14 protein-coding genes are annotated in these 17,117 nt (G+C 72.3%); 5 read left to right on the plus strand and 9 right to left on the minus strand.

Translation table 11 applies throughout. The features are described from left to right. Nucleotides 1-402 precede the first annotated feature (402 nt). Nucleotides 403-1,170 (minus strand): SGNH/GDSL hydrolase family protein, encoded by a 768-nt coding sequence (locus AC156L_RS40010; protein WP_330882469.1) that lies wholly within the window; start codon nt 1,168-1,170, stop codon nt 403-405. 286 nt (nt 1,171-1,456) lie between these two features. Here AC156L_RS40010 and AC156L_RS40015 point away from each other — a divergent pair, with 286 nt between their 5' ends. Further along, on the plus strand, nt 1,457-1,882 hold the full coding sequence (locus AC156L_RS40015; RefSeq protein WP_330882467.1) for a hypothetical protein: 426 nt from the start codon (nt 1,457-1,459) through the stop codon (nt 1,880-1,882). Between the two features lie 130 nt (nt 1,883-2,012). Here the strand turns inward: AC156L_RS40015 and AC156L_RS40020 are convergent, their stop codons facing one another. From AC156L_RS40020 to AC156L_RS40045, 6 genes are read right to left on the minus strand one after another with little or no spacing between them, the layout of a single operon-like run. After that, entirely contained in the window at nt 2,013-3,026 is a 1,014-nt protein-coding gene (locus tag AC156L_RS40020; protein WP_330882465.1) for an N-acetylglucosamine kinase, read from the minus strand. A gap of 51 nt (nt 3,027-3,077) precedes the next feature. Then, nucleotides 3,078-4,349 carry a 6-phospho-beta-glucosidase gene (locus tag AC156L_RS40025; RefSeq protein WP_330882463.1) on the minus strand — a complete coding sequence of 424 codons (1,272 nt, stop codon included), beginning with the start codon at nt 4,347-4,349 and terminating at the stop codon, nt 3,078-3,080. Then, a complete protein-coding gene (locus tag AC156L_RS40030) occupies nt 4,346-5,239 on the minus strand; it encodes a carbohydrate ABC transporter permease (protein ID WP_330882461.1) in 894 nt (297 codons plus the stop codon). Before AC156L_RS40030 ends, AC156L_RS40025 begins: the two co-directional genes overlap by 4 nt. Continuing rightward, the gene (locus tag AC156L_RS40035) at nt 5,239-6,237 is read right to left on the minus strand and encodes a carbohydrate ABC transporter permease (protein ID WP_330882458.1); all 999 of its coding nucleotides are present in this window, start codon (nt 6,235-6,237) and stop codon (nt 5,239-5,241) included. Before AC156L_RS40035 ends, AC156L_RS40030 begins: the two co-directional genes overlap by 1 nt. A 10-nt stretch (nt 6,238-6,247) precedes the next feature. Then, complete coding sequence (locus AC156L_RS40040) at nt 6,248-7,588, minus strand: ABC transporter substrate-binding protein (protein WP_330882456.1); 1,341 nt, start codon at nt 7,586-7,588, stop codon at nt 6,248-6,250. Nucleotides 7,589-7,605: 17 nt separating this feature from the next. Further along, nucleotides 7,606-8,850: an ROK family transcriptional regulator gene (locus AC156L_RS40045; protein ID WP_330882454.1), complete on the minus strand. Its 1,245-nt coding sequence runs from the start codon at nt 8,848-8,850 to the stop codon at nt 7,606-7,608. 135 nt (nt 8,851-8,985) lie between these two features. Here AC156L_RS40045 and AC156L_RS40050 point away from each other — a divergent pair, with 135 nt between their 5' ends. Next, nucleotides 8,986-9,624, plus strand: coding sequence for a DUF3159 domain-containing protein (locus AC156L_RS40050; protein ID WP_330882452.1), 639 nt, complete (start codon nt 8,986-8,988; stop codon nt 9,622-9,624). A gap of 4 nt (nt 9,625-9,628) precedes the next feature. On the opposite strand, the gene AC156L_RS40055 is transcribed toward AC156L_RS40050, so the two are convergent. Beyond that, entirely contained in the window at nt 9,629-10,570 is a 942-nt protein-coding gene (locus AC156L_RS40055; protein WP_484407783.1) for an N-acetylglucosamine kinase, read from the minus strand. A gap of 74 nt (nt 10,571-10,644) precedes the next feature. Further along, the gene (locus AC156L_RS40060) at nt 10,645-13,983 is read right to left on the minus strand and encodes a S8 family peptidase (protein WP_330882448.1); all 3,339 of its coding nucleotides are present in this window, start codon (nt 13,981-13,983) and stop codon (nt 10,645-10,647) included. A gap of 220 nt (nt 13,984-14,203) precedes the next feature. Here AC156L_RS40060 and AC156L_RS40065 point away from each other — a divergent pair, with 220 nt between their 5' ends. Genes AC156L_RS40065 through AC156L_RS40075 form a run of 3 tightly spaced genes read left to right on the plus strand, consistent with a single transcriptional unit; the run spans nt 14,204 to nt 17,117 of the window. Further along, nucleotides 14,204-15,055, plus strand: coding sequence for a fumarylacetoacetate hydrolase family protein (locus tag AC156L_RS40065; protein WP_330882446.1), 852 nt, complete (start codon nt 14,204-14,206; stop codon nt 15,053-15,055). Between the two features lie 2 nt (nt 15,056-15,057). Beyond that, a complete protein-coding gene (locus AC156L_RS40070) occupies nt 15,058-16,368 on the plus strand; it encodes an enolase C-terminal domain-like protein (RefSeq protein WP_330882444.1) in 1,311 nt (436 codons plus the stop codon). Further along, nucleotides 16,365-17,117, plus strand: coding sequence for an SDR family NAD(P)-dependent oxidoreductase (locus AC156L_RS40075; protein ID WP_330882442.1), 753 nt, complete (start codon nt 16,365-16,367; stop codon nt 17,115-17,117). Before AC156L_RS40070 ends, AC156L_RS40075 begins: the two co-directional genes overlap by 4 nt.

Here is a 17,117-nt window from a genome sequence, read left to right on the forward strand (position 1 = left end):
GCCCGACCGGGCCGCTCGGCCCGGCGGTCCGGGTGGTCCGGTGGGTGTTCTCCTCGGTCCTGGCTCGCTTGGCCCGCTTGGCCCGGTGGTCCGTTCGGTGTCCCCGGTCGCTCCTGGTCCGGTCGGCCTCGGTGGTCCGGTCGGTGTCCCGGTCAGGCCTGGCCCGCTCGGCCCGGTGATCCGCTCCTGGTGACCCGCGGCGGGTCTGGTGGCCAGCTCAGCCGCACCACCCGGATCCAGTCGCGTCCAGGCCGCCCCCTGCGCCAGCCGCCCCACCCGGCCGCCGCGGTTCGGAACAGCCGGTCGTCGCGCGAAATCGGGGGTCCCCCTGCGTGCGAGGCCCCCGACATCGAACGCTACAACGCGGTACCGACACAGAATTTGAATCGATCTTGGAATTTCCTAGTCCGCGCACACCGGGAGCAACTCGGGGCGTTTCGGGGCCAGGCCGTCGCCGGCGGACTCGCCCCTGACGAGCCTGCCCACGAACGGCACGACGTGTTCGCGCGCCCATTTCAGGTCGCGGCGGCGCTGCGTCATCCAGCGGGACTCCTCCGAAGGCGGCCACGGTGTGTCCCACGCCTCTTCGGTCTTGTAGCCGAGCACTTCGGCGGTGCGCAACGCCACACGGCGGTGGCCCTCCGGGGACAGGTGGAGGCGGTCCTCGCTCCACGCCCTCGGGTCGTGCAGGACGGACATCGCCCACAGGTCGACGACGTGGCAGTGGTAGCGGTCCGCGACCGACCACAGGTGGGTGTTGTAGATGGCGATCTTGCCGCGCAGCGAGCGCAGCAGCGGGGTGGTCTTGGTGTCGAAGCCGGTGAAGACGATGACCTCGCTGCCCGCGGCGCGCAGGTCGGCGACGGCGATCTCGTAGACCTCGGCCAGCGCGTCCGGGTCCGTGCCGGGGGTGAGGATGTCGTTGCCACCCGCGCAGAACGCGACGAGGTTCGGCTTCAACGCCGTGGCCAGCGGCAACTGCTCCTCGACGATCTCGTGCAGCGTCTTGCCGCGGATGGCGAGGTTGGCGTAGCGCAAACCGCTGTGGTGGGTGGAGATCAGCGCCGCGAACCGGTCGGCCCACCCCATGAAGTGACCGTCGGGGCCGGGGTCGTCCATGCCCTCGGTGAAGCTGTCCCCGAGCGCGACGAAGCTGCTCAATTCCTGCACCTGCGATCCCTCCCTCTGCGCGACCGGCCCAGATCCCCTCCAAGGTCGCGCGAACAGCATGCCCCCGGCCCGTGCGACCGCGCTACCGAGGTGATGGAACCGTAGTTCGCGATCCGCGCAAAGGTAAACCCAATTGGTCGGGAATGGATTCCCGCGCACCCGAGTTCGTGGTGCGGTCGTGTCCCTTGATCACTCTTTCGAGGGAGGGATGCGCGCATTGGGCGGTTTATCGCAATTCACACCCTAGGATTTGCCGTTCCGCACACCGATCGCGCCTGGAGAGGTCTTGCCTGTTCGTCCACCCCTGCCCGTCATCTCCGTCGGGGCCGTCGCCGTGTTCACGGGGCTCGCGTTCGGCCTGTGGCTCGGAGCGTCCGCGGAGCACCCCCGCGGCGAGAGCGGCGGCGCGGACCCGAGCAGCAGCGGCGACCCCGAGGTCCGCCAGAGCGGCGGCGACCTGCCCCCGATGGACTTCGAGGGCCGGGTGCAGACCACGACCCCGCGCCCGTCGAAGGCGTCCACGACGGCCCGGCCGTCAGCGGTGGCGGAGTCGTCGGCCGTCGAGTCGTCCTCGGCCGAGCCCACCCCCGCGGCGAGCAGCGCGGTCGGGGTCACGCCCACGCCGGAACCGCCCACCCTGCCGTCGATCCCGGAGGTCGCGGCCAGCTCGATCGTCGGGCCGCCGTCGTCCTCGGTGTCGATCGGCACCTGAAAGGCCCGGTGCGGAGGAGCGCCGCCGCCGATCAACTCCTCCGCACCGGGGTCTGGGCCGGCGCGGGGGAGCGCCGCCGCCGATCATCTCCCCCGCGCCGGTGTTCTGGGGGCCGGTGCCCCGGCCGGGATCAGCCGCCCGCCACGGCGTCGAGCGCCGGTTCGACGGGCAGGTCGGCGTACGCCGAGCGCAGCCGCAGCTCGGCGGCCGGGCTCGTGCCGATGGCGTCGAGGCCCAGCAGCGCGGCTCCCACGACCGGCGGCAGGTCGACCACGCGGATGCGGGCCAGCGGCGCCGACCGGGCCAGGCGCTCGCGCACCGCGCCGACGACGACGTCACCCGTGCCGGTCAGCACACCGCCGCCGAGCACGACGTCCACCGGCTCGGCCAGCAGGTCGAGCCGCCGCAGGGACACCTCGGCGAGCACGCTGACCTCCTCGACCAGCCGCTCCACGACCTCCTGCGCCACCCGGTCACCGGAGGCGGCCACGTCGAACAGCACCTGGCACAGCGCGTGCTCGTCCGCCTCCGCCTCGCCGAAGTGGATCCGCTCCACGGCCTCCGCGGCGGTCGTCGTGCCGAAGTGCGCGACCACGGCGGGCAGCAGCGCGGTGGACGCCCCCCTGCCGTCCTCCGCCCGCACGGCCAGCCACAGCGCCTCGCTGCCGATGTGGCCGCCACCGCCCCAGTCGCCGGAGATCCGGCCCAGCGCGGGGAAGCGGTGCGTGCGACCGTCCTCGGCGACGCCGACGCAGTTGATGCCCGCGCCGCACACCACGGCGACGCCGATGCCGTCGGTGGTGCCCGCCCGCAGCAGCGCGAACGTGTCGTTGCCGACGACCGACGTCTCCGACCAGCCGTGCCGCTCGACCTCCGCCGTCAGCTCCTGCTCCTCGCGCGGCAGGTCGGCCCCGGCGAGGTAGGCCGCGGTGTGCCTCGCCACCCGTTCGTCCGGGGACAGCCCTGCCTGCCGGGCCGCCTCGCGGACGAGCCCGTCGAACACCTCCAGGCTGCGCCGCAGGCCGACGTTCTGCGGAGAGGCACCCGGCCCGCGCACCTGCGCGAGCACCTGCCCGTCCGCGTCGACCAGCAACACGGCTGTCTTGCTGTTCCCGCCGTCGATGGCGAGCACCCGGTCGGTCATGCGTTCTGGCTCCTCGTACACCTGTGGTCGATCAAGGGCGGTCGGCTCCGGTCAGGAGGAGTTCCTCGCCCACGGCAGGAAGTCCTGGTTCTGCGCGACCAACTCGTCGGCCAGCCGTTCCGCGGTGGCGTACTGCCCGATCAGCGGGTGGGCGAGCAGCGCGTTCGCCACCCGCTCCCGACCGCCGTGGACGGCCGCCTCCAGCGCCAGGTACTCGTACCCCGTCACGTTCGCGATCAACCCGGAGAACAGCGGTTCCACCGGCTCCACCGGCAGCGGCACCGCACCGTCCGAGGTGACCGCGGCGGGCACCTCCACCACGGCGTCGTCCGGCAGGAACGGCAGCGTGCCGTCGTTGCGCACGTTCACCACGTGCCGCTCCGCGCCGGTGCCCCCGGTGAGGGAGTGCACGAGCTGCACCGCCGCCTCCGAGTAGAAGGCACCGCCGCGCTGGGCGAGCTGCTCGGGCTTGGTCACCACCGCGGGGTCCGCGTAGATGTCCATCAGCTCCTCCTCCACCGCCGCCACGGTGTCCGCGCGCGGCACCTCCACCCGCTGCTTCTCCACGACCTCGTCGTGGTTGTAGAAGTAGTTGAGGTAGTACGACGGCACGGCGCCGATGCGCCGCATCAGCGGCAGCGGCAGCCGCATGTGCTCCGCCAGCGCGTCGCCGTGCTCGCCCAGCAGCTCCGGCAGCCGGTCGACGCCGTCGACGACCACGCTCCGCTCCCACGTCAGGTGGTTGAGCCCGACGTGGCCCAGCTCCACGGCGTCCGCCTCGACCCCCAGCACCGAGGCGGCCCACCGCTGGAACCCGATGGCCACGTTGCACAGCCCCACGGCCCGGTGGCCCGCCTGCTGGAGCGCCCGCGTCACGATGCCGACGGGGTTGGTGAAGTTGACGATCCACGTGTCCGGCCCGGCGACGGCCCGCACCCGGTCCGCGATGTCCAGCACCACCGGCACGGTCCGCAACGCCTTCGCGAGCCCGCCTGCCCCGGTGGTCTCCTGGCCGACGCAGCCGCAGGTCAGCGGGAACGTCTCGTCGGTCCGCCGCGCCGCCTGGCCGCCGACGCGCAGTTGCAGCAGCACGGCGGCGGCACCGTCGACACCCTCCTCCAGGTTCGCGGTGGTGGTGATCCTGGCCGGGTGGCCCGCGTGCGCCAGCAGCCGCTGGGCGAACGGGCCGATGACCGACAGGCGGTGCGCGTCCGGGTCGACCAGGACGATCTCGTCCACGTCCAGGCTGGTGCGGCGGCCTGCGATGCCGTCGATCAGCTCCGGCGTGTAGGTCGAACCGCCTCCGACAACGGTGAGCTTCATCCTTTGACTCCTGTGAAGGTGATTCCCCGCACGAACGACTTCTGCGCGAAGAGGAACAGCACCAGGACCGGGACCAGGACCAGGACGGTCGCGGCCATCGTGAGGTTCCACTGGGTCGTCCGGTGCATGCCGCGGAACGACGCGAGCGCGATGGACAGCGGCCAGCTGTCCTGGCGCTCGCCGACGTAGAGCAGCGGGCCGAAGTAGTCGTTCCACGTGTAGAGGAACGTGAACAGCGACGCGGCGGCGATGCCCGGCCTGGTCATGGGCAGCAGGACGCGGTAGAGGATCTGGAACTCGTTGCAGCCGTCGATCCTGGCGGCGTCGAGGTAGTCCTCCGGGATGGTCAGGAAGAACTGGCGCAGCAGGAAGATGCTGAACGCGTCGCCGACCAGGTAGGGCACGATCAGCGGCCACAGCGTGCCGGTCAGGCCCACGCCCGCCCACATGCTGTACAGCGGGACGGCGACGACCTGCGGCGGCAGCATCATGGCGGCGATCAGGAGCATGAACGCGGCGCCGCTGCCGCGGAACCTGAAGCGCGCCATGGCGTACGCCGCCGGGATGCTGGAGACCAGCATCCCGAGCGTCGCGACCCCCGAGTACACCAGCGAGTTGCCGAGGTAGCTCAGCATCGGCGCCCGCTCGAACACCGACGCGAAGTTGTCGAAGTGCCACTCGGTCGGCCACGTGTTCGCCGTGAGGGCCTGCTGGTCGGACATCACCGACGTGAGGAACACGAACAGCAGCGGCACGGTGAAGACCACGCCCATGACGAGCGCGATGCTGTGCACCGCGATCCAGTTCAGGACCTGGACCTTGTTCCTGCGCCGCTTGGGTACCCGCGGCGCGGGCGCGACCTCGCGGGGTTCGCTGAGCAGAGCGGTCATCAGCTCCTCGCCTCCTCGGAGTTCGCGGCGCGCAGCTGGCGGATGAGGATCGCGGTGAAGGCGAAGGACACGATGAACAGCACCACGGCCATCGCCGACGCGTAACCCATGTGGTAGGCCCGGAAGCCCTGCTGGTAGAGCCAGATCGGGAACGTCAGCGTCGAGTTGTTGGGGTACCCCATGACCTGGCTGTTGCCGACCATGCCCGCCGAACCCGACGCCACCGACCCGGCGACGACGGCCTGGGTGAAGTACTGGAGGGCGAAGATCACCGAGTTGACCACCCCGAACAGCAGCACGGGCGCGATCGTCGGCAGGGTGATCTTGCGGAACCGCATGACCGGGCCCGCGCCGTCGAGCTGCGCGGCCTCGTACAGCTCCTTGGGCACGTCCAGGATCGCGGCCAGGATGATGATCATGATCTCACCCGAGCCCCACAGCGTGAGCAGCGTCAGCGCGGGCTTCGACGTGGCCGGGTCGTTGAACCACAGCGGACCGTCGACGCCGAACCAGCCGAGCACGGTGTTCACCGGGCCGGTGCCGGGGTTGAACACGAAGACGAACGTCAGCGTGGCCGCGACCGGCGGGACCAGCGACGGCAGGTAGCAGAGGGTGCGGAGCAGGCTGTTGCCGGTGGTGACGCGCGCCAGGATCGACGCGACGCCGAGCCCGAACGCCACCCGCAGCGTCGTGATCACCACGACGAGCCACAGCGTGTTCGCCGCCGCTGTCTTGACCACCGGGTCGCCGGTGAACAGGTAGACGAAGTTGCGGAAGCCGACGAAGTCGGCCGTGTCGAGCCCGTTGTAGTTGGTCAGCGAGAAGTAGGCGGTGGCCAGCAGCGGGTAGATGAAGAACACCGAGACGCCGATGGCCCACGGCGCCAGGAAGAGGATCACCCACTTGCGGTTGCGGGCGCGGACCCCCGCCCGCCCCCGAGCGGGGGCGGGACGGGAGGTCGCGGGCTCCGCCGTCCGGCCGGGCAGGGTCGCGGTCACGGTGCCGACCTCACTTGCCGAGTGCCTTGGCGTCGTCGATCTGCTTGTCCAGCGTCGTCAGGCCCGCACCGAGGTCGGGGACCGAGCCGGACTGCCAGGACTCGCTGAAGTCCGACACGATCTTGAGGTACTGGTCGCCGATGGTGCTGGCGGGGTTGGACGTCAGGTTCTCGTTCTGGAAGGCGTCCAGGAACGGCTTGAACGTCTCGCCCAGCTTCAGGTCCGGGCTGCTCAGCGACGTCTTGGTGCTCGGCACGTTGTGCAGGCCGTTGGCCAGGCCGACCAGCGCGTCGGTGTCCGAGGTCAGGAACTTGACCAGGTCCCACGCGGCACCGGGGTTCTTGGCGCCCTTCGGGATGCCGATGATCGTGCCGGTCGTGTAGCCGCCGCCGTGGTTCTCGGGCTTCGACGTCGGGATCGTCGCCGTGCCGTAGTTCAGCGCGGGGGTCTGGTCCGCGATGAACGCCGTGCGGTACTCGCCGTCGATCGCCATCGCGACCTTGCCCGCGTGGAAGCCGTTGTCGGCGCTGTACTCCTGGCCGAGGCCGGCGGTGAACTTCTGGAGGTTCTCCCAGCCGTAGAAGTCGATGAGCTCCTTCTGCCAGGTGAACATGTCCTTCCAGCCCTGGTCCTGGCCGAGGATGGACCTGCCGTCCTTGTCGATCCACTTCGCGTCGAACATGGTCGCCACGATCTGCGGCTTGAACGCGTAGAAACCCATCTGCGGCAGGAAACCCGCGACCGCGATGGAGCCGTCGGGGTTCTTGACGGTCGTCCTCTTCGCGTAGTCCAGCAGCTCGGCCGTGGTCTTCGGCGGGGCCGTCAGACCGGCCGCGGCGAGCAGGTCCTTGTTGTAGTACAGGCCGTAGACGTCGGCCAGCATCGGCAGCGCGACGCGCTTCCCGTCGTACTCGGTGTAGTCGCGCACCGCCTGCGGGATGTCGTCCAGGTCGTACTCGTCGCGCTCGATGTAGGGCTTGAGGTCCTGCCACGCGCCGCTGGACGCGAACTGGCCGATGTTGTCCGTGGTGAACGAGATCGCCACGTCCGGCGGGTTGCCGCTGCGGATCGACTGGGTGATCTTGTCGTCGTCCTGGCTGCCCTGGTTCTCGATGGTGATGTTCGTGTGCTTGCCGTGGTACTTGTCCAGCGCTTCCTTGAGGATCCCCAGCTCGCGGTCGGAGAAGTTGCTCCAGACCTGGACCGTCACCGCCTGGTCCGCGCCGGGTGCCTCGGCGGGACCGGAAGCGGCGCCGCCGCCCGCGGTGCACGCGGCGGCCACGGCGCCTGCCGCGGCGACGGCAAGAGCTGACCGGAAGCGGAGCCGCGAACGGCCTGGCTTGGTGCGCATTGGCCCTCCTGGGGAGATCAACGGTGGGTGGGGTGGGCGAAGTCCACGGCGGCGGCGGCGCCGTGGTGCTGTCCTCGGAAGGGTTCGGTCGTGGCGGCGGGTAGGCCGAACACCTGTTCCCTGGCGACCGAGAGAGCCGTGTGCAGTGCGCCGGAGCGCACCGGCTTCCCGGTGACCAGCGCGAGCTGGACGGGGGTGCGGGGCACCACCAGTCGGCGGATCTCCGCCGAGACGAGGTCGACGAGGGTCGTGCCGCCCGCCTGGGCGACGTCGCCGGAGAGGAGGACGAGTTCGGGGTCCAGGACGCTGATCACGCCCGCGACGCCGGTGGCGATGCGGCGGGCCAGGTCGACCAGGAACTCGCGGCCCGCGGGGCCTGAGCTGAGGGCCTTGCGGACCGCGCCCTCGCCGGTGCGGGCCGCCACGCCGTGGGCGCGGGCCAGGCGGACCAGCGCGCCGTTGTCCATGAGTTCGCCGAAGGTGCCGCCGGAGCGGTCCGTGCCGGTCTCCGCCACGGCCCGGTCGGGGATCTGGAGGCCGTCGATCTCGCCCGCGCCGCCCGTGGCGCCGCGCAGCAGGACGCCGTTGACGACGACCGCGGCACCCACCGCGTCGGCGGGCCAGATGAGGACGAAGTCGCGGACCTCGGTGGCCCGGCCCGCGATCATCTCCTCCACGGCCACGAGGTTGACGTCGTTCTCGACGGTCACCGTGGTGCCCAGCAGGGCGTGCAGCTCGGCCGGCAGGTCGAACCCGCCCCAGCCCGGCATGTGCGGCGCGTAGGCGAGCTTGCCGGTGGCCGGGTCCACCGCGCCGGGGCTGCCCACCACGACGTGGTGGAGCGCGTCCGGGGTGAGTCCCGCCTGGCCCGTGGCCTTGCTGATGGCGCTGTGGAAGGCCTCCAGCACCTCGGCCTTGCCCGCCTTCGGCATCGGCGCGCTGTGCTCGGTGAGCAGCGCGCCGGAGATGTCGGCGATGGCGACGTCGACGTCGTCCGGCGTCAGGTCCACCGCGGCCACGTGCGCCAGGGCGCCGTTGACCGACCAGAGCTGGGCCCTCGGACCCCGGCCGCCGCCGCGCAAACCGTTGCGCAGGACGGTGTTCGACTCCTCCAGCCGGGTCAGCAGCTGCGCGGTCGCGGGCTTGGAGAGCCCGATCAGCCCTTCCAGCTCGGCTCTGGTGAGGGGGCCGTTGCGGAGCAGCGCCTCGATGGCGGCGCGGTCGTTGATCTCGCGCAGCAGTCGTGGGCTTCCGGCTCGCATCGGTTCTCCTGTCTGTTAACTTTCCAGACGATTTCGGGCAACCGTAGTAAGGGGCGTCACATTCGTCAATGCTCTTGCCGAACGCTGATGCGGGTCCGTTACCTGGGTAAGGTTTGCCTAAGGCAAGCTGGAGCCATGACCGAGACCCGTCAGGAGTCGCTGGCCGAACTGCTCGGAGGCCGCGGCGGGGCGGTGGACGCCTCGCTCCCGCCCGTCGCCTTCGTGGTCGGTTGGCTGGTCGCCGGGCAGTCCGTGGTCGTCGGGGCCTGGGCCGCCGTGCTGTGCGGCGTGCTGGTGGGGGCCGTCCGGCTGGCTCGGGGCGAACGCCCCCGCGCCGCCGTCGTGAGCGTGCTGATGGTCGTGGTCGCCGCGCTGGTCGCGCTCTACACCGGTCGGGCCGAGGACTTCTTCCTCGTCCAACTGCTGTCCAACGTGGCGAGCGCCTTGCTGTGGGCCGCGAGCATCGTGGTGCGGTGGCCGCTGCTCGGCGTCGTCGTCGGGATCGTGGTCGGCCAGCGGACCCGGTGGCGGAAGGACCCCGACCTGCTGCGGGCCTACGGGATCGCCAGCTGGGCCTGGGTCGGGCAGTACGTGCTCCGCGTCGTCGTCTTCGGATCGCTGTGGCTGACCGGGCAGGTCGTGGCCCTCGGGATCGCCCGCGCCGCGCTGACCTGGCCGTTGCAGGCGGTGTGCCTGGCCGCGTCGTGGTGGCTGCTGCGCCGGGCGCTGCCGGAGGACCACCCAGGGCTGCGGCACCCCAGGGTCGAGGACTGACCGGTCAGACCGGCCTGGGCGCCGTCGGGCCCAGCAGGGCGACCGCGGCCAGCCACGCCGCGCCCGCCGCACCCTCGGTCGCGACCCGCACCGTCGCCCCCGACCGCGTCCTGAGCATGGCCCGCAGGCGGTCGCCGACCGGGCTCGACGGACCCACCAGGCTGCCCACCAGCACGATCGGCGTGGTCTCGCCGGGGTTCCTCGCGGCCATCGCGGTGTCCGCCAGGTGGCCCGCCGCCGCCTCCACGATCTCCCGCGCGTGCGGGTCGTGGTCGGCCGCCATGGCGCTGACCAGGGGCGCGTACCTCGCCAGGCCGATCGGCGGGGCGCCGTTCACCACGGTGATCAGCCTCGACCACATGCGGCGCCGGTCGGTGGTCTCCACCAGAGACATGCCCAGCACGGCCTCCGCCAGCGCCGACAGCGGCTCGTCGGTCTCCAGCTGGCCCAGCGTGTCCCGGACCGCCGAGCGGCCCATCCAGAACGCCGAGCCCTCGTCGCCCAGCAGCCAGCCGTAGCCGCCGCTGGTCCGCTCCATCCGGTGACCGACGATCCTGGCCGCGATCGAGCCGGTGCCCGCCACCAGCACCGTGCCGTCCGGGGAGGCCGAGCCCGCCGCGAACGCCGCCTCGCTGTCGCTCACCACGCGCATCGGGCACCGCAGGCCCGCGCCCGTCCACGCCTCCTCGAAGAGGGTGGCCACCGCCGGGTCCGTCAGCTTGCTGGAGCCCGCCATGCCCAGCACCCCGGACCTGACCTTGCGGACGTCCAGGCCGTCCAGCGCGGCGCGCAGCGCGTCGCGGACCTGGGTGGCGGCCCTCGCGGGCGGGTGGGAGTTGGGGTTCGCGCCGCCCGCCACACCCGCTCCGAGCCTCGTGCCGTCCAGGTCCAGCACGACCGCCCTGGTCGAGGTGCCGCCGGCGTCCAGTCCCACCACGAAGCCCATTCGACCGAGTATGCCCAGAACGGGACGGGCCCGGCACACCCAACCGGGTACGCCGGGCCCACGATCCGGAGTGGTCAGTCGCCGTCGGTGACCTTCAGCGGCCGGGCGCGCTCGCCGGTCGCGTTGTGGTGCTGGAGGACCAGCAGCGCGTCCGCCCCGTCGGCGGCCAGCGCGGCGGGGTCGCGGGTGACGGCCAGCGCGGTGCCGTCACCGACCTCGTAGGACAGCGCCGCGGCCCCGCTGCCCCGGAACCACAGGCCCGGCTTGAGCGGGTCGAACGACATCGGGGTGGCGATGCGGTCGACGAAACCGTCCTCGCTGTCCGGCGCGGGGTAGTCGCCGTCGGTGCCCACGGTGTAGCTGATGCGGTGCGACGCCCCGGCGGGGTCGATGCCCAGCGCGGTCAGCGCCACCGGCAGCACCACGACGTTCGAGTCCATGACGTTGGTGTCGACGTCGCCGTACTGGCCGTTGACCGGCTGTTCGTCCACAACGGTCCCGTCGGCGGACCGCGTGCGCGCCAGCCACACGTCCGCCGTGACGTTCCCGGCGGAGTCCTCGGGCTTGGCGACCGACGTGGTGAAGTCGGCCTCGCCGTCGCCGGTCGTGTCGATCGAGACCTCCGGGGTGTTGCCGCTGCCGAGCGTGGTCCAGTTCCCCCACGTGGCGACGCCGAACGCGAGCAGAGCGTCGGCGGACGTGCCCTGCTCCCTCGCCAGGGGCGCGGTGGAGGCGGCGCCCACGTAGCGGAGGTCACCGCCCCTGGCGGTCGCGTTGACGGCGCAGTCGGTCTTCCGGTCGGTCCCGCAGTCGGGCATCTGCTCGCTGGTGCCCTGGAGCTCGAAGGCGCTGAGCAGCGAGCGGTAGGCGAGGTCGGCCTCGCCCTGGTCGAGACCACGACCGCTGGTGGTCAGGACGCCCTGGTCACCGGTGAACGCGACCGCGTCGGTGAGGTCGGCCACGGGCTTGGGGGCCGCGTAGACCGGGACGCGCAGGGTCGTGGAGCTCGCGGCGGGGTCGACGAGCAGGACCCCGGACGCCTCCGCCAGGTACTGCCGGGCCTGGTCGGCCTGCTCCCTCACCAGGGTCGGGTCGGCGGTCCTGCGCAGCTCGGTCGGGTCGGCGACGCGCAGGGTCACCCCGACGCGGGCCACGTCGAGCGGCTTGAGCAGCACCAGCGGAGTCGAGACCTCGACGGCGACGCCGGGGACGGACGTCGTCGCCCGGTAGGAGATCCGCGCGGTGCGGGGCCGGGTGCTCTTGTTGACGACCTTCACCGTCTTGGTCAGCGCGACCGGGCCGCCCACCTCCACCGGGCCGAAGGACACGCCGACCGAGCCGGGGTCGTCCTCGACCATGGCCAGCACCTCGGTGTCGAGGGCCGCGCGGGCGTCGACCCGGCCCGCGCCGACCCGCATGGGGGCCTCGGTGGTGCCCGTCGTGTTGTCGTCGCCGGACGTCACGGTCGCGCCCGCGGTGTTCACCACCGCGGCCTTGACCTCCTCCGGCGACCAGTCCGGGTGGGCCTCGCGGACCATCGCCGCGATGCCCGAGACGTGCGGGGCCGACATGGAGGTGCCGCCCTTGCTCACCGCGCCCGAGCCGGTGCCGACGTCCGCCGACAGGATCGTGTCGCCGGGTGCCGCGACGTCCGGCTTGGCCGCCGTCGCCCCGCGCGAGCCCCTGGACGAGGTCGGGGTGATGGTGTCCGCGAGCTTCGGGGTGGTGGTGGGCACGTTGTCGCGCAGCGCGCCGGTCATCCGCACCCGCGGGGTGCCGTCCGCGAGCGCGGGCCGCACCGCGTCGGTCGCGGTGCTGGTCAGCTGGAAGACCGGGATCTCCTCGTTGCCCGCGATGCTCGCGACGAAGTTGTCGCGGCTGGAGGTCAGGACGACACCGGTCGCGCCCGCGGCGTGCGCGTTGTCGGTGCGCACCGCCGAGCCGCACTCGCGGGTCGACTCGTCGTCGTCCCACTCCAGCCAGGCGACCCTGCCCGCCACGACCGCCCTGTCGGCGTCGGAGAACGGGTCGCAGCCGTCGGTGTTGGCCGGGTCGGTCGGCGCGACGGTCTCGGCGGTCAGGTCGAGCGCGTCGTAGCCGGTGAAGTTCTGGCTGTACTGGCCGGGCCGGGTGGCACCGGCCACCTCGATCCCGTCGAAGACCGCGAAGGCGTCCCTCGTGTTCGCCACGGCCAGCGCTTCCGGGGTGTTGGCGGGCGAGCCGCCCACGTCGTAGAAGTCGCCGCCGTTGCCCGCCGAGGCGACGACCAGCACGCCCGCCTGGGTGACCTTGCGGACGAACAGGGAGTCCGGGTCGTCCTGGCTGGTGTAGTCGCTGCCGAGCGACATGTTGAGCACGTCGAGGTGGTCGGAGAAGTCGCCGTCGCCGTTCGGGTCGAGCGACCAGTCCATCGCCTCCGTGGTGAGGTTCGTGCTGCCCTCGCAGCCGAAGACCTTCAGCGCGTAGAGGGACGCCCTCGGTGCGGTGCCGGGCCCGATCTTCATCGTGGCGAGCGCGTCGGCGTCGAGCGCCGCGTAGTCGCCGGTGAACGTGGAGCCGTCGGCGTTCTCGCCGTAGCCCGCGGCCGTGCCCGCGACGTGGGTGCCGTGGCTGCCGCAGTCGAGCGGGTTGCCGTCCGGCTTCGGCGTGGACTTCTCCGGATCGCGGGCGTCGTAGTCGTCGCCCGCGAAGTCCTTGCCGCCCACCACCTTCGCGGTGGGGAAGACGCCGGGGACCACGGTCGTGCGGTCGACCGCGTCGTAGGCCTCGACGGTGCCGGGACCGCCGAAGTCGGCGTGCGTGTAGTCGATGCCGGTGTCGATCACGCCGATGCGCACGCCGTCGCCGAGGCGGCCGGTCCGCCGCCACACCTCCAGCGCCCCGGTGAGCTGGACGGCGGCGGAGTTCTGCACGACCTTCGGCACGGTCAGCCTGACGGACCTCACCTCGGGAAGGGCGACCAGCTCGCGGATCTCGGCGGCGTCGGCCGTGACGACCACGCCGGAGACGGCGTTGGACGTCCTGGCGACCCGCTTCGCCGCCGCGTCCCGGCCGCGGAGCACGTCGACGACACGGTCGGCGGCGGCGTCGCTGCGCCGCCTCGCCTCCTTCGCGGCGGTGCCCGCCTGCTCGCCGCTCTCACCCCTGGCCCTGGCGGCGTTGGAGGTGTCGACCGCCGGGGCCTCGGTCAGCTCGACGAACGCGGTCACGGTGCCCGTCGCGGTGGTCAGCGACCCGCCGACCTGCTCGGACGTGCCCCCCGGCCGGGGTTCGCCCGTGGCGGCGGGCACGGACACGGCCGTCGGGGCCGGTGGGGCGGCCGACGCGACCTGCGTGGTGTGCAGGAGGGCCGCCACCAGCAGCGCCGAGGTCGCGAGCGCTCCGGCGGACCGGGGGGTCCGGTGGTTGTTCATGACCTTCCTTCGTCAGGCGGCGGGGCGGACTGGAGGGCACCGCTCCGGCCTTCAGTCGCACGGTGTTCCTCCCAACGGGGGGTTGATGGGCCTCTGGTCCTGTGCAGGTGACCGTGCTGGAGGACCATTCATCGGACGACTTCGCCGCTCTGGTCTAGACGGGAACCGTCCCTGCGAGCTATACATCCGATGTATTGCGTCACGACGAGGAGGAACAGCCGTGCAGTTCTTGCGTCTCGGAGAACCGGGATCCGAACGTCCCGCGGTCCGCCACGACGGCAGCACGTACGACCTCGCGCCGCTCACCGCGGACGTCGACGGCCGGTTCCTCGAAGCGGGTGGCGTCGGCGCCACGAGGGCCGCGCTGGCGGCGGGTGAGCTGCCCGTGCTGGACGAGGCGGGCCTGCGCGTCGGGCCGCCGATCGCGGCCCCCGGCAAGGTGGTCTGCATCGGCCTCAACTACCGCGACCACGCGGAGGAGACCGGCGCGGCCATCCCCGCCGAACCCGTCGTGTTCCTCAAGACGGCCGACACGATCGTGGGCCCGTACGACGAGGTGCTCATCCCGCGCGGGTCGGTCAAGACCGACTGGGAGGTCGAGCTGGGCGTCGTGATCGGCCGGACCGCGCGGTACGTGGAGTCCGACGCCGACGCGCTGGCCTGCGTCGCCGGGTACGTGCTGTCGCACGACGTGTCCGAGCGGGAGTTCCAGATCGAGCGCGGCGGCACGTGGGACAAGGGCAAGAACTGCGAGACGTTCAACCCGCTCGGCCCCTTCCTCGTGCCCGCCGACGAGGTCGCCGACCCCCAGCGGCTGGACCTGCGGCTGTGGGTGAACGGCGAGCCGAGGCAGGACTCCTCCACCAAGAACATGATCTTCCCGGTGGCCGAGGTCGTGCGCTACCTGAGCCGGTTCATGGTCCTTCGACCGGGTGACCTCATCAACACCGGCACGCCCGCGGGCGTGGCGCTCGGCCAGCCGGACCCGAAGCCGTACCTGCGGGAGGGCGACGTGGTGGAGCTGGAGATCGAGGGACTGGGCAGGCAGAAGCAAACGTTCGGGCAGGCCTGAGCATGGCCGCCGTCGTCGGGCTCGACGTGCTCGACATCCGGTTCCCGACCTCCCGCGAGCTGGACGGCTCGGACGCGATGAACCCGGACCCGGACTACTCGGCCGCCTACGTGGTGCTGCGCACCGACGACGGCCCGGACGGCTACGGCCTCGCGTTCACGATCGGCCGGGGCAACGACGTGCAGGCCGCCGCGATCCGCGCGCTCGCCCCGCACGTCGTCGGCAGGCCCGTCCCCGAGGACGCCGCCGCGCTCGCCGCCCTGTCCGCCGAGCTGATCGGCGACTCGCAGCTGCGCTGGCTCGGCCCGGAGAAGGGCGTCGTGCACATGGCCGTCGGCGCGGTGGTCAACGCCGCGTGGGACCTGGCCTCGCGCCGGGCCGGACTGCCGCTGTGGCGGTTCCTGGCGGCGATGACGCCGGAGGAGGTCGTCGGGCTGGTCGACTTCCGCTACCTCTCCGACGCGCTCACGCCCGCCGAGGCGCTGGAGCTGCTCCGCGCCGGTCAGGAGGGGCGGGACGAGCGGATCGCGCTGCTGGAGCGCGACGGCTACCCGGCCTACACGACCTCGCCCGGCTGGCTCGGGTACTCCGACGACAAGCTGGCCGGGCTGGCCAGGCAGGCCGTCGCCGACGGCTTCTCGATGATCAAGCTCAAGGTCGGCGGCGACCTCGGCGACGACGTGCGGCGGATGAAGCTCGCCCGCGAGGTCGTCGGCCCGGACGTCCGCGTCGCGGTCGACGCCAACCAGCGCTGGGACGTCGGCACGGCCGTCGACTGGATGCGCGAGCTGGCGCCGTACGACCCGTACTGGATCGAGGAGCCGACCTCGCCGGACGACGTCCTCGGCCACCGGGCCGTCGCTCGGGCGGTCGCGCCGATCAAGGTCGCGACCGGCGAGCACGTGCAGAACCGCGTGGTGTTCAAGCAACTGCTCCAGGCCGGAGCGCTCGACGTGCTCCAGCTCGACGCGTGCCGGGTCGCGGGCGTGAACGAGAACGTCGCGATCCTGCTGCTGGCCAAGAAGTTCGGCGTCCCGGTGTGCCCGCACGCGGGCGGGGTCGGGCTGTGCGAACTGGTCAGGCACCTGTCGATGTTCGACTACGCGGCGGTGTCCGGGACGATGGACGACCGCGTGATCGAGTGGGTCGACCACCTGCACGACCACTTCCTGGACCCGGCCGTGGTGCGCGACGGCCGGTACCTCGCACCGACCCTGCCGGGGTTCTCCGCACGGCTCAAGGACGAGACGCTGGCCGCCTACCGCTACCCCGACGGTCCGGTGTGGACGGCCCTGGCAACGGAGGCGTCATGACCGACTTCACCGACCTGGTCGCCGTGGTGACCGGTGGCGCGTCCGGGATCGGCCTGGCGACCGCGACGCTGCTCGCCTCGCGCGGCGCGCGGGTGGCCTGCCTGGACCTCGACGCCGACGGCGTCGGGGCCCCGCTGCTCGGCCTCACCGCGGACGTGACCGACGACGAGGGCGTGCGGGCCGCCGTGGCCGCCGTCGTCGAGGAGTTCGGCCGCATCGACGTCGTGGTGAACAACGCGGGCATCGGCGCGCAGGGCGACGTGGCGGCGAACTCCGACGACGAGTGGCGCAGGGTGCTCGACGTGAACGTGCTCGGCATGGTCAGGGTGTCGCGGGCGGCGCTGCCGCACCTGCGCGAGTCGCCGTCCGCGGCGATCGTGAACACCTGCTCCGTCGCGGCGTGGGCCGGGCTGCCGCAGCGCGCGCTGTACTCGGCCAGCAAGGGCGCGGTGCACGCGTTGACGCTGGCCATGGCCGCGGACCACGTGCGCGAGGGCATCCGGGTCAACGCGGTCGCCCCCGGCACCGCCGACACCCCGTGGATCGGGCGGCTGCTCGACGCCGCGCCGGACCCGGACGCCGAGCGCGCCTCGCTGGAGGCCCGCCAGCCGCACGGTCGGCTCGTGTCGGCCGACGAGGTCGCCGGTGCCGTGGCGTACCTGGCCTCGCCGCTGTCGGGGTCGACGACGGGCACGATCCTCGCCGTCGACGGCGGCATGCACGGACTGCGGCTGAGGCCCACGCCCTGA

The sequence above is a fragment of the Umezawaea sp. genome (assembly GCF_057122925.1).

Bases quoted from the DNA above. Each gene is read 5' to 3' on its own strand.
- AC156L_RS40020 (WP_330882465.1), bottom strand. From the start codon at position 3,026: ATGACCGACCGGGTGCTCGCCATCGACGGCGGGAACAGCAAGACAGCC.
- AC156L_RS40025 (WP_330882463.1), bottom strand. From the start codon at position 4,349: ATGAAGCTCACCGTTGTCGGAGGCGGTTCGACCTACACGCCGGAGCTG.
- AC156L_RS40030 (WP_330882461.1), bottom strand. From the start codon at position 5,239: ATGACCGCTCTGCTCAGCGAACCCCGCGAGGTCGCGCCCGCGCCGCGG.
- AC156L_RS40040 (WP_330882456.1), bottom strand. From the start codon at position 7,588: ATGCGCACCAAGCCAGGCCGTTCGCGGCTCCGCTTCCGGTCAGCTCTT.
- AC156L_RS40045 (WP_330882454.1), bottom strand. From the start codon at position 8,850: ATGCGAGCCGGAAGCCCACGACTGCTGCGCGAGATCAACGACCGCGCC.
- AC156L_RS40050 (WP_330882452.1), top strand. From the start codon at position 8,986: ATGACCGAGACCCGTCAGGAGTCGCTGGCCGAACTGCTCGGAGGCCGC.
- AC156L_RS40055 (WP_484407783.1), bottom strand. From the start codon at position 10,570: ATGGGCTTCGTGGTGGGACTGGACGCCGGCGGCACCTCGACCAGGGCG.
- AC156L_RS40060 (WP_330882448.1), bottom strand. From the start codon at position 13,983: ATGAACAACCACCGGACCCCCCGGTCCGCCGGAGCGCTCGCGACCTCG.
- AC156L_RS40070 (WP_330882444.1), top strand. From the start codon at position 15,058: ATGGCCGCCGTCGTCGGGCTCGACGTGCTCGACATCCGGTTCCCGACC.
- AC156L_RS40075 (WP_330882442.1), top strand. From the start codon at position 16,365: ATGACCGACTTCACCGACCTGGTCGCCGTGGTGACCGGTGGCGCGTCC.